The 10,777-nt window shown below is 69.0% G+C and carries 15 protein-coding genes; all 15 read right to left on the minus strand.

The genetic code is table 11. The features are described from left to right. Positions 1-130: 130 nt before the first annotated feature. The 15 genes from truA to rpsE all read right to left on the minus strand — a co-directional run bounded on the left by truA (position 131) and on the right by rpsE (position 10,764). A complete protein-coding gene (gene truA / locus JNK12_11635; protein ID MBL8776582.1) occupies positions 131-970 on the minus strand; it encodes a tRNA pseudouridine(38-40) synthase TruA in 840 nt (279 codons plus the stop codon). 13 nt (positions 971-983) lie between these two features. After that, complete coding sequence (rplQ, locus tag JNK12_11640) at positions 984-1,337, minus strand: 50S ribosomal protein L17 (GenBank protein ID MBL8776583.1); 354 nt, start codon at positions 1,335-1,337, stop codon at positions 984-986. Positions 1,338-1,346: 9 nt separating this feature from the next. After that, positions 1,347-2,285: a DNA-directed RNA polymerase subunit alpha gene (locus tag JNK12_11645; GenBank protein ID MBL8776584.1), complete on the minus strand. Its 939-nt coding sequence runs from the start codon at positions 2,283-2,285 to the stop codon at positions 1,347-1,349. Between the two features lie 84 nt (positions 2,286-2,369). Beyond that, positions 2,370-2,987, minus strand: a complete 618-nt coding sequence (gene rpsD, locus JNK12_11650) for a 30S ribosomal protein S4 (protein ID MBL8776585.1) — start codon at positions 2,985-2,987, stop codon at positions 2,370-2,372. Then, a complete protein-coding gene (rpsK, locus tag JNK12_11655; protein ID MBL8776586.1) occupies positions 2,987-3,385 on the minus strand; it encodes a 30S ribosomal protein S11 in 399 nt (132 codons plus the stop codon). The genes rpsD and rpsK overlap by 1 nt, the downstream gene beginning before the upstream one ends. After that, positions 3,385-3,762: a 30S ribosomal protein S13 gene (gene rpsM / locus JNK12_11660; protein ID MBL8776587.1), complete on the minus strand. Its 378-nt coding sequence runs from the start codon at positions 3,760-3,762 to the stop codon at positions 3,385-3,387. The genes rpsK and rpsM overlap by 1 nt, the downstream gene beginning before the upstream one ends. 14 nt (positions 3,763-3,776) lie before the next feature. Next, entirely contained in the window at positions 3,777-3,890 is a 114-nt protein-coding gene (gene rpmJ, locus JNK12_11665) for a 50S ribosomal protein L36 (protein MBL8776588.1), read from the minus strand. Positions 3,891-4,163: 273 nt separating this feature from the next. Then, positions 4,164-5,552: a hypothetical protein gene (locus JNK12_11670; GenBank protein MBL8776589.1), complete on the minus strand. Its 1,389-nt coding sequence runs from the start codon at positions 5,550-5,552 to the stop codon at positions 4,164-4,166. Further along, positions 5,549-6,571, minus strand: a complete 1,023-nt coding sequence (locus JNK12_11675) for a hypothetical protein (GenBank protein MBL8776590.1) — start codon at positions 6,569-6,571, stop codon at positions 5,549-5,551. The genes JNK12_11670 and JNK12_11675 overlap by 4 nt, the downstream gene beginning before the upstream one ends. Before the next feature lie 85 nt (positions 6,572-6,656). Next, positions 6,657-7,397: a type I methionyl aminopeptidase gene (gene map, locus JNK12_11680; GenBank protein MBL8776591.1), complete on the minus strand. Its 741-nt coding sequence runs from the start codon at positions 7,395-7,397 to the stop codon at positions 6,657-6,659. A gap of 36 nt (positions 7,398-7,433) precedes the next feature. Next, a complete protein-coding gene (locus tag JNK12_11685; GenBank protein MBL8776592.1) occupies positions 7,434-8,003 on the minus strand; it encodes an adenylate kinase in 570 nt (189 codons plus the stop codon). Continuing rightward, entirely contained in the window at positions 8,000-9,331 is a 1,332-nt protein-coding gene (gene secY, locus JNK12_11690) for a preprotein translocase subunit SecY (GenBank protein ID MBL8776593.1), read from the minus strand. Before secY ends, JNK12_11685 begins: the two co-directional genes overlap by 4 nt. A 57-nt stretch (positions 9,332-9,388) precedes the next feature. After that, the gene (rplO, locus tag JNK12_11695) at positions 9,389-9,877 is read right to left on the minus strand and encodes a 50S ribosomal protein L15 (protein ID MBL8776594.1); all 489 of its coding nucleotides are present in this window, start codon (positions 9,875-9,877) and stop codon (positions 9,389-9,391) included. Further along, a complete protein-coding gene (gene rpmD / locus JNK12_11700) occupies positions 9,874-10,149 on the minus strand; it encodes a 50S ribosomal protein L30 (protein MBL8776595.1) in 276 nt (91 codons plus the stop codon). Before rpmD ends, rplO begins: the two co-directional genes overlap by 4 nt. A 3-nt stretch (positions 10,150-10,152) precedes the next feature. Continuing rightward, complete coding sequence (rpsE, locus tag JNK12_11705; GenBank protein MBL8776596.1) at positions 10,153-10,764, minus strand: 30S ribosomal protein S5; 612 nt, start codon at positions 10,762-10,764, stop codon at positions 10,153-10,155. Positions 10,765-10,777 lie beyond the last annotated feature (13 nt).

Raw genomic sequence — 10,777 nt, forward strand, 5'->3', positions numbered from 1 at the left:
GATACGGCGCGCGCCGTCGGGTCCACAACTCGCCCCCACCCGCTTCGCTCGGCCGACACGAGGCGGTTCTCCGGAACAGGCCGGTGCGGGCAGAACGGCGGGGTGGGCCGTCCCGGGGCCGGTGCCGCGCTCAGTAGCGGACTTCCCAGAGGCAGAGGCCGTGCGCCGGGGCGACCGCGGGCATGCCCCGGCGGTCGCGAGCAGCCATGAGCCCCCGCATGTCGCCGGGGCGCAGTCGTCCGTCGCCCATCGCCACCAGCGCCCCGACGATGCTGCGCACCATCGTGTGGCAGAACGACGACGCCTCGATGTCGAAGCGCAGCAGTCCGTCGCCCAGGTCGACCCAGCGGGCGTCGGTGACCCGGCGCATCAGCGACCTCGGCTCGCCGTTGGCCAGCGGGGGTGGCTTGCGACAGAACGAGGTGAAGTCGTGGTGGCCGACGAGTGGATCGCAGCCGAGCCGCAGCAGGCTCAGGTCGAGCGGACGGTGCACGTGCCAGGTGGTCGCGGCCAGGAACGGGTCGGGCACCGGCCGGTTCAGCACCGTGTAGCGGTAGGCCCGGGCGGTCGCCGAGTTCCGGGCATCGAAGTCGTCCGGCGCCACCGCCGCCTCACGCACCACGATGGCCGGCCCGCACAGCGCGTTGAGCGAGTCCCGGAAGGCCAGCAGGTCGACCCCTTGCGGGGCATCGAAGGAGACGACCTGGCCCCAGGCGTGCACGCCGGCGTCGGTGCGACCGGCGCACGTGATGGCGATGGGCTGGTCGAGCACCTGCTCGATGGCCGACTGGAGGGTGCCGCCCACGGTGGCCACGCCGTCGTTCGGCCAGAAGCCGTGGAAGCCGGCGCCGTCGTACGCGACGGTCAGGCGGACGCGAGACCGCGGCCCCGTGTACGGGGCCGCGACCGGTGGGTGCTGGGGGTCCGGCGCCGTGGCGAGCAGGTCCTGCTGCTCGGCGTCGGGGGCCACGGGGGCCAGGGGCCTAGACGAGCTCGATGCGCGCCATCGGGGCGTTGTCCCCGTGGCGCGTGCCCAGCTTCAGGATGCGGGTGTAGCCACCCTGGCGATCGGCGTAGCGGGGGCCGATCTCGTCGAACAGCTTGGCCGTGACCTCTTTGTCGTTGAGGTAGGCGACGACCTGGCGGTGGTTGTGCAGGCCGCCCTTCTTGGCCTTCGTGATCATCTTCTCGGCCACGGGGCGCAGGGCCTTGGCCTTGGCCTCGGTGGTCACGATGGCCTCGGCGGCGACGAGCGACGAGACGAGGTTGGCCATCTGGGCCTTGTGGTGCGAGGCCGATCCGCCGAGACGGCGGCTCTTGGGGGGCGTTGCGGGCACGGCGGGCTCCTAGTCGCGGGTGCGGAGCTTCAGGCCCCGCTCGTCGAGCTTGACGATGACCTCGTCGAGCGACTTCTGGCCGAAGTTGGTGATGGCCAGGAGGTCTTCCTCGGTCTTCTCCAGCAGCTCGCCCACGGTGTTGACCTGGGCGCGCTTGAGGCAGTTCCGGGGACGCTCGGAGAGGTCGAGGTCTTCGATGGGCAGGTCGAGGTCGGGCGAGCCGACGCTGGCGGTGGCGACCTCGCCGAGCTCGAGGCCCTGGGGCTCGTCGCTCATCTCCTCGACCAGCTGCACGAGCGAGCGCAGCGTGGCGCCGGCCGAGGCGAGGGCCTCGCGGGGCGAGATCGAGCCGTCGGTGAGGATGTCGAGCTCGAGGCGGTCGTAGGCGGTGTCGTGCTCGACGCGGGTCGGGGACACCTCGAAGCTCACGCGGCGCACCGGCGAGAAGATCGAGTCGACGGGGATGACCCCGATGGTCGACGACGTCTTGTTGCGGTCGGCCGACACGTAGCCGCGGCCCTGCTCGACGGTGATGTCGATGGCGAGGTGCGCCTTGCCGTTCAGGGTGGCGATGTGGAGGTCCTGGTTGAGGATCTCGACCTCGGGGTTCGTGTTGAGCGCCGCCGCGGTGACGTCGGCGGGGCCGCGCACGTCGAGGCGGAGCGTCACGGGCTCCTCCGAGTGGCAGATCATCACGAGGTCCTTGAGGTTCAAGATGACGTCGGTGACGTCCTCGGTGACGCCTGCGATGGTGTCGAACTCATGCAGCGCGTCGTCGAAGCGGACCTGGGTGACGGCCGCCCCGGGGATCGACGAGAGCAGGGTGCGGCGCAGCGAGTTGCCGAGGGTGTGGCCGAAGCCGGGCTCGAGAGGGCTGACGGCGAACTTCTGCCGGTTGGCCTCCTCTTCGGAGCTGGGCTCGACCGTCGGGCGCTGAATGACCAGCATGGTTGCGGCTACCTCAAAGAGATGTCGGGGGTGGACCGGGTGGGAACCCGGGGTGCTGCCGCGTGAGCGGCGGGGGGAGACGGCTTACTTGCTGTACAGCTCGACGATGAGCTGCTCGCGGACGGGGACGTCGATCTGCTCGCGCACGGGGAGCTCGCGGATGGTGGCGACCTTCCCACCGTCGGACATGTCGAACCACGCCGGGGCGGCACGGTCGAGCACGTCGAGGTTCTGCTGCACGGCGATCATCTCGAGCGCCTTCGGGCGCAGCTCCACGACGTCGCCCTTGCGCACGCGGGCGCTCGGGATGTCGACGCGGCGGCCGTTCACGTTGATGTGGCCGTGGTTGACGAACTGCCGGGCCTGCGGGCGGGTGGCGGCCCAGCCGGCGCGGTAGACGATGTTGTCGAGGCGCAGCTCGAGGAACCGCAGCATGTTCTCGCCGGTGACGCCTTCCTTGCGGTTGGCCTCCTCGTAGAGGTTGCGGAACTGGCGCTCGGTGAGGCCGTAGGTGAAGCGGGCCTTCTGCTTCTCCTGGAGCTGGTACAGGTACTCCGAGACGTTGCCGCGGCGGCGGCTGCGTCCGTGCTCACCCGGGGGGTAGGGCCGGCGGTCGAGGGCGATGACCTCGCCCTTGGTGCCGAAGATGTTGACGCCGAGGCGACGCGACACGCGCGCCCGCGGACCGGTGTAGCGAGACATCAGACCCTCCGCCGCTTGGGCGGGCGGCACCCGTTGTGGGGCACCGGGGTCACGTCCTTGATGCCGGTGACCTCGATGCCGGTGTTCTGCAGCGACCGGATGGCGGTCTCACGACCGGAGCCGGGGCCCTTGACCACGACGTCGACCTTGCGGATCCCGTGCTCCATGGCTCGCCGGGCGCACTGCTCGGCGGCCATCTGGGCGGCGTACGGGGTCGACTTGCGCGAACCCTTGAAGCCGACGTTGCCGGCCGACGCCCAGGCGAGGACGTTGCCCTCCTGGTCGGTGATCGACACGATCGTGTTGTTGAACGAGCTCTTGATGTGCGCCACGCCGTACGCGACGTTCTTGCGTTCGCGACGGCGGGGACGACGGCCCCCAGGCTTGGGCTTGGCCACTACTTCATCACCTTCTTCTTACCGGCAACGGTCTTCTTCGGGCCCTTGCGGGTCCGTGCGTTGGTGTGGGTGCGCTGACCGCGAACGGGCAGGCCGCGCCGGTGGCGCAGGCCCTGGTAGCAACCGATCTCCATCTTGCGCTTGATGTCCTGCTGGATGTCACGACGAAGGTCGCCCTCGACCTTGATGTGCTCGTCGATCCAGTTGCGGATGCGGCTGACCTCTTCGTCGGTCAGGTCGCGCACCCGGGTGTTGGGGTCGATGCCCACCGCGGCGCACGCCTGCTGCGCGGTGGTCCGGCCGATGCCGAAGATGTAGGTGAGCGAGATCTCCAACCGCTTCTCACGGGGGATGTCGACGCCGGCGATGCGAGCCATTCAGATCTTCTCCCTCAACCCTGCCGCTGCTTGTGACGGGGGTTCTGGCAGATGACGCGCACGCGACCGTGGCGGCGGATCACCTTGCACTTCTCACACATCTTCTTGACGCTGGGTCGTACTTTCACTGGGGTTCCTCGCGACGATGGGGACCAGCCGGATGCCGGCGGACCACGAAGCCCACAACCAGGGCCGTCACGCGCGAGGCGACAGCCGGCTCTGAGCCGAAGGGTCAGGCTAGCGGCGCTCCCCCACCCACACCAACTCGCGCCTTAGCAGACCCACCGCGGTCGCCGGTGGAGGGTTCGGGGCGCCGTGGTGACGCCCCTCGGCGGTGGCCCGGCCGATCCCGAGTCTTGCCCCACCGGACTCGGCGCAAACCGGATCAGTATTTCGTCGAGTCACGAGGCGACTTGCGCTGGCGCCTGCGGGGTGCCCGGAGTCACCGTCTCACGCGCGTTGATGACCTGGAGCGAGCGGAGGATCGCCACCCAGGCGATCGTGAGGTCCACCATCACGAGCAAACGCACGAGGATGACGTAGCGGTAGGTGCCGGACACGAAGTATCCGTCGAGATTCTCCTCCGAGACCGCCAGGCTGATGGCGAGAAATGCCACGTAGCCCCCGGCGAGCATCAGCAGCGAGACGAGGCCCTTCTGACCAAGCGGGATGTGGGCCCAGCGAGCGATCAAAACGACAGCGAGGACACCGCTGACGCCCGCGAGGACGAGCAGGCCGCTCTCATGGGCAATGCTCGACAGGACGTCCAAAAGGCGCTGGTGGGGTTCGGTACCAGGCCGCAGCAGGTCGACGACCCGTGACCAATCGCCTCGTTCCTCGGCGGGCGCGTCGGTGACCACCGTGACCAAGGTCCACAACCCGATCGATCCGACGGCGGATAGAGCCACTGGCAGCAGTCGGCGCCACGCCCGGCCGGCTTGCACCACCGCTATGGCCACCAGCAGGAGGGCGGCTGGCTGCGCTTCGGTCTTCATTAGAGCCGCTGCCGCGACGAGAACAGCAGCGCACGCGATCGTCCGGCGATCGTCGCGTCCGCACAGAAGAAGCACTGCGGCAGGAACGAGAAACAAGGGCCACGTGAGATCGACGAATCCGCTCAGGCCCACCTCGGCGTTCATGCCCCAGCACGTGGCCGCGACCAATGCGGCGATGAACATCGAACCTCGGCGGTTCAGGCGGAGGGTCGTCGCTACGACGAACGCGGTGAGCGCGACCCCCGAGGCAACCACCGCCTGGCTGATCCTCAAGGCCACCTCTCGGTCAAGGTTTCCACCGAGGTGCCACACCGCGGCGATGGCGGCAGGAACGAAGGGCGGGTATGCGGGACGACTGAACCGAAAGGCGGGTTCGGCCATGCCTGCGTGGGCGATCGAGCCCCCATGCCTGAACAGCTCTGCATGGAACCACCACGCCGATCTGGCATCGGACTCGACCGGCGGAACGTCAACGAGCAACAGCGGCGCTGCGGCAACCACGGCGGCCACGACAAGCGGACTCGTCTCCCACCAGCCAGAGCGGACGTAGGAAGCTGTCGACCGGTACCGAAGCAGCACTGCCCACTCACCCATCGCGATCATGAGCAGCCATGGCCACATCGAGCTCTCAGCAAGGATGCTAAGAGCAACTGCAAGCGAGCAGGCCACCCCGGCCGCCGCTGGAGTCAAGGCAAGCGACCATGCGCGCGTGCCGCCGACCAACCGGGCGACCGGCCAGCCGACGGTCGCGCCCACGAGCGCTGACGCGGCGAGCGCAAACACCAACGCGCTCACGGGTTCGGCGCCTCTATGTGGTAACCGCCACAGGCCTGTGGCCCGTCACCTGGCGCGACGCGGAGGACGAACGGAGCGGGCCGCCCCTCACCTGGAACCGTGAGACGAGGCAGAACGTACTCGTGGAGGTGGTCACGGAAGAACGCGGGCGAGTCCTCGGACACCGCCACGGCGCTGCCGTCGGGCACCGCATCGACCCAGGACTCGAGACATGCGTAATCGGTGACCTCGGTGTCAGCAGTGACCGGTCGAAGCTCCCACACCGACACCACCGCAACCAGCGCAGGCGCGGCGAGCACGAGCGGGAGTAGGACCCCGAGGACTGCCAGGGCGACGCGTCCACGTCGCTCGCGCGTACCACCGACCCCCCCCCACTCGGGAATGACGGCGTCCGTCCACAACTGACGCCGATCCAGCATGAGCGACACCACAAGGCCCACGATCAAGCCGACCGCCGCTGCGAGGAGCAGGCGGAGCATGAGATCAGGGCGCACTGGCTGTTCGGGGGGCGGCGGCAAGTCGGTGAGGGTCCCCCCGGCGCCGGGTAGTCGATTGAGGACGGCCTGGGTCGCTGCGAGGTCGGCGCTCAGGTGATCGAGGACCTCAGGGTCGTACGTCCCATCGGGCTCGGCCCTGAGCTCATCAATCTCGCCCTGCAAGGCGGCGGCACGTTCCGCGGCTTGCTGGCGTCTCCCCCATGCCACGTAACCGTTGGCGACGCTGGCCGCGGCCTCGAAGGAGCGCTTGGCAGAGTCAGACGTAGCGGTGAACCGCATCGAAGCCGTCGACGCGTCGCCCTCCACGGTGAACGTGATGTCATGAGTGGAGTCCTGAGCCAACCCATCGTGGAACCGTTCGCTGCGGGCCGCAGCGACCTCCCCGGCCATAGCGTCCTCACGACTCGCGCCGACAGTGCCCGCGTGCAGGCCCGCTATCGGAAACGGGTCGAGCGTGACGGTCGCCGTCGTCTCCCACTCCTTCGGCTGGAGCAGAGCCAGGACGGCGGTCAGGGTGACCATCCCCAAGATGGAGCTGAGGATGACCCAACGATGGCGTAGGACGAAGGTCGCCGCCCGGTGCATCACGACGGGCGCCCCCTTGCCTTCACGGCAGGGTGAGGATCTCGGGGCCATCCTCGGTGATGGCGATGGTGTGCTCCCAGTGGCACGAGAGGGAGCCGTCGGCGGTGAGCACGCTCCAGCCGTCGTCGAGCAGGCGGGTGGCGGGACTGCCCACGTTGACCATGGGCTCGACCGCGTAGACGTTGCCCACACGCAGCTTGGGGCCCTTGCCGGGATCGCCGTAGTTGGGGACCTCGGGCTTTTCATGCATGGCCGTGCCGATGGCGTGGCCGACGTACTCGCGCACCACCGAGAAGCCGGCGGCCTCGGCCACCGTCTGCACGGCGTGGCCGATGTCGGAGATGCGGTTGCCGTCGACCATCTGGTCGATGCCCGCGTAGAGGCTCTCCTCGGTGACCTTGATGAGCTTGGCCGCCTCCTCGCTCACCTGGCCCACCGGGGCGGTGAAGGCGGCGTCGCCGTGCCAGCCCTGGATGATGGCGCCGCAGTCGATGGAGATGATGTCGCCCTCCTCCAGCCGGTACGAGCCGGGGATGCCGTGGACGATCATGTCGTTCGGCGACGTGCAGATCACCGCGGGGAACCCGTGGTAGCCGAGGAAGTTCGAGCGGGCGCCTCGGCGTTCGATGACGTCGCGGCCGATCTTGTCGAGCTCGAGGGTCGTGACCCCCGGTCGGATGGCGGCGCGGATGCACTCGTGCATCTCGGCCACGACCTTGCCCGCCCGGCGCATGATCGCGATCTCTTCGGGCGTGCGGCGCACGGGGGCGTCCCTCCTCACGGCATTACGACTGGTCGGTCACGGTGCGACGGCGGCGTCGACGGCCTTCACCACTCGGGCGAAGACCTCGTCGACCTCCCCGACGCCATCGACGGTGACCAGTATGTCGTGGTCGTCGTAGTACGCCACGAGCGGAGCGGTCTGCTCTTCGTAGAGCTCGAGCCGGCGCTCGATGGCCTCGGTGGTGTCGTCGGCCCGGCCCCGCAGCAACATGCGCTCGAGCACGAGGTCGGTGGGCACGTCGAGGTTGACCACGACCCGCGGCGCGGCGATGGTGCCGAGCGCCTCGGCCTGCCCCACCGTGCGGGGGAAGCCGTCGAGGAGGTAGCCGCCGGCCACGTCGTCCTTGGCCAGGCGCTCTTCGACCACGCCGACGATGATGTCGTCGGACACGAGGTCGCCCCGGTCCATGATGGCCTTCGCCTGCAGGCCGAACTCGGTGCCCTCGGCCACGGCCTCACGCAACATGTCACCGGTGGAGATGTGCGGGATGCCGTAGTGGTCCACGAGCAGCGCGCACTGGGTGCCCTTGCCCGAGCCCTGGCGGCCCAGGATGACGAGGCGCACCGGCGAGTCGGGGCTGCTCACTTCAAGAACCCCTCGTAGTTGCGCATCATCAGCTGGCTGTCGATCTGCTTCATGGTCTCGAGCGCCACACCCACGGCGATGAGCACCGACGTGCCGCCGAAGGCGAAGCTGCCGGCGCTACCGGCGGGGAGCACGATGGTGAGGAAGATCGAGGGCAGCAGCGCCACCGAGGCGATGAAGAGGGCGCCTGGCAAGGTGATGCGCGACAGGATGTGGGCCAGGTACTTCTCGGTCTGCGGGCCCGGCCGGATGCCCGGGATGAAGCCACCCTGCTTGCGGATGGTGTCGGCCTGCTGGGCGGGATCGAAGGTGATGGCGGTGTAGAAGTACGCGAACCCGATGATGAGCAGGCCGTAGATCAGCAGGTAGAGCGGGCTGGTCGGCGAGGCCAGGTAGTCGTCCACCCAGCGCTGGACGTTCACGCCCCAGCTGCCCTCGTCGGACGGCAGCACCTGCGACAGCAGCAGCGGCAGGTACAGCACCGAGCTGGCGAAGATGATGGGGATCACGCCCGACTGGTTGACCTTGAGGGGGATGTAGGTGCTCTGGCCGCCGTACATGCGTCGGCCGACCACCCGCTTGGCGAACTGGACGGGGATCCGGCGCTGGCCCTGCTCGACGAACACGATGCAGACGAGCAGGACGATGAACAGCGCCAGCAACATGAACAGCGCCGCGTTGCCGGCCTCGGCCTTGACCCGCCCGCCCTGCGCCGGCAGCTGGCTGACCACGGACGAGAAGATCAGGAGCGACATGCCGTTGCCGATGCCGCGCTGGGTGATGAGCTCGCCCATCCACATCAGCAGCGCCGTGCCCGCGGTGAGCGTGAGCACGATCAGCAGCACGCGCGGGATGGTGAAGTTGGGGATCAGGTCGAGGCCGGTGTTGTTGCCGTTGCCCCCGAAGCCGCCGCCGCCGTTGTGGAACAAGAAGGCGAGGCCGGTGGACTGCATGATCGCGATGGCCACGGTCAGGTAGCGCGTCCACTGGGTGATCTTGCGCTGGCCGACCGCCCCCTGCTTCTGCCACTCCTCGAGCTTGGGGATCACCACGGCGAGGATCTGCATGATGATCGATGAGGTGATGTAGGGCATGATCCCGAGCGCGAACACCGCGAACTGGGTGAGCGCGCCGCCCGAGAACAGCTGGAGGAACCCGAGGACGCCGCCCTGGTCGGCGGAGTCCTTCAGGGTCTCGATGGCGCCGAGGTCGATGCCCGGCGCGGGGATGAACGCCCCGAAGCGGTACAGCATCAGCATCAGCAGGGTGAACAGGATCTTGTTCCGGAGGTCCGGAACCTTGAACATGTTCTTCAGACTGGTGAGCACCCGGGGGCTCCCTTTCCGCTGCTGGTCGAGCCGTTGCTGGTCGGGATGGTCGGTCGTCTAGCGGTTGGTCAGGGCGTTGCCCTTGGCCGGCGGACGCCGGTCGCCCCACGGCAGGGGCAGGACTTCAACCGTACCGCCCGCGGCGGTGATGGCCGCTTCGGCCGACTTCGAGAAGCCGTGGGCCTTGACGGTGACCTTGCGGTCGATCGAGCCTCGGCCGAGCACCTTGACGAGGGCACCCTTGTGGGTCAGGCCCTTGGCGTGCAGCGCCTCGGGGGTGACGTCGTCGAGGCCGCACTCCTGGAGCGTGTCCAGGTTGATGGCCTGGTACTCCACGCGGAACGGGTTGTTGAAGCCCTTGAGCTTCGGCACCCGCATGTGGAGGGGCATCTGCCCACCTTCGAAGCCGGCGGGGACGGTGTTGCGGGCCCGCTGGCCCTTGGTGCCACGGCCGGCGGTCTTGCCGCCCTTGCCACCGATGCCGCGGCCGACGCGCTTGCGCGACGTGCGGGCCCCGGGGTTGGGGGTGAGGTCGTGGGCCTTCATGCGTCTGTCTCCTCGGCCGTGTCGTCGGCGACGGCCTTGTCGGCGGCGGCCTTCTTGGCGGGGGCCTTCTTGGCGGGCTTCTCGGCCGCGACCTCCTCCACCTTCACGAGGTGGGGGACGCGGGCGAGCATGCCGCGGATCTCGGGGCGGTCGGGCAGCTCGTGGCTGCGACCGATCTTGCCGAGGCCCAGGGCACGGAGGGTGCCGCGCTGCTTGGGCTTCGACCCGATGGCCGAGCGGTACTGCGTCACCTTGAGGGTTGCGTCAGCCATGGGCTACTTCACCTCTTCGGGCTTGGGCGCCGGGCCCCGCTGGGTCTCTTTGTAGGCGTTGAGCAGACCCTTGGGCACGAAGTCCTCGGGGTCGAGACCCCGGAGACGGGCGACCTCGTCGGGGCGCTTCAGGGCCTTGAGCCCGGCGATGGTGGCACGGGCCACGTTGATGTGGTTGGCCGAGCCGAGCGACTTGCACAGCACGTCGTGGATGCCGGCCTCTTCGAGGATGGCGCGGGCGGCACCGCCGGCGATCACGCCGGTACCGGGGGCCGCGGGCTTGAGCAGCACGCGGCCGGCACCGGTCTCGCCGATGACGGGGTGGACGATGGTGCTGCCGGCGAGGGCCACGGTGAAGAGGTTCTTGCGAGCCTCCTCGGTGCCCTTCTGGATGGCGAGGGGCACCTCCTTGGCCTTCCCGTAGCCGAGGCCGACGCGGCCGTTGCCGTCGCCGATCACCACGAGGGCGGTGAAGGAGAACCGACGACCGCCCTTGACCACCTTGGCCACGCGGTTGATGTTGATGACGCGCGACTCGCGCAGGCCCGAGTCGCTGCTCTGGCGGGGGTTGTCCCGGGGCGCCCGGTCGCGGTCGCGGGGGTTGGCGTTGCTCATCGTGTGCTCGTCT

Source organism: Acidimicrobiales bacterium (assembly GCA_016794585.1).
GTDB lineage: Bacteria > Actinomycetota > Acidimicrobiia > Acidimicrobiales > DATDAH01 > JAEUJM01.

What these genes read in the sequence shown, in the direction of transcription:
- rpsM (MBL8776587.1), bottom strand. Translation starts at nt 3,762, where the DNA reads ATGGCTCGCATCGCCGGCGTCGACATCCCCCGTGAGAAGCGGTTGGAG.
- rplO (MBL8776594.1), bottom strand. Translation starts at nt 9,877, where the DNA reads ATGAAGGCCCACGACCTCACCCCCAACCCCGGGGCCCGCACGTCGCGC.
- JNK12_11645 (MBL8776584.1), bottom strand. Translation starts at nt 2,285, where the DNA reads ATGCTGGTCATTCAGCGCCCGACGGTCGAGCCCAGCTCCGAAGAGGAG.
- rpsE (MBL8776596.1), bottom strand. Translation starts at nt 10,764, where the DNA reads ATGAGCAACGCCAACCCCCGCGACCGCGACCGGGCGCCCCGGGACAAC.
- rpmD (MBL8776595.1), bottom strand. Translation starts at nt 10,149, where the DNA reads ATGGCTGACGCAACCCTCAAGGTGACGCAGTACCGCTCGGCCATCGGG.
- JNK12_11675 (MBL8776590.1), bottom strand. Translation starts at nt 6,571, where the DNA reads ATGGTCACCCTGACCGCCGTCCTGGCTCTGCTCCAGCCGAAGGAGTGG.
- rpsD (MBL8776585.1), bottom strand. Translation starts at nt 2,987, where the DNA reads ATGTCTCGCTACACCGGTCCGCGGGCGCGCGTGTCGCGTCGCCTCGGC.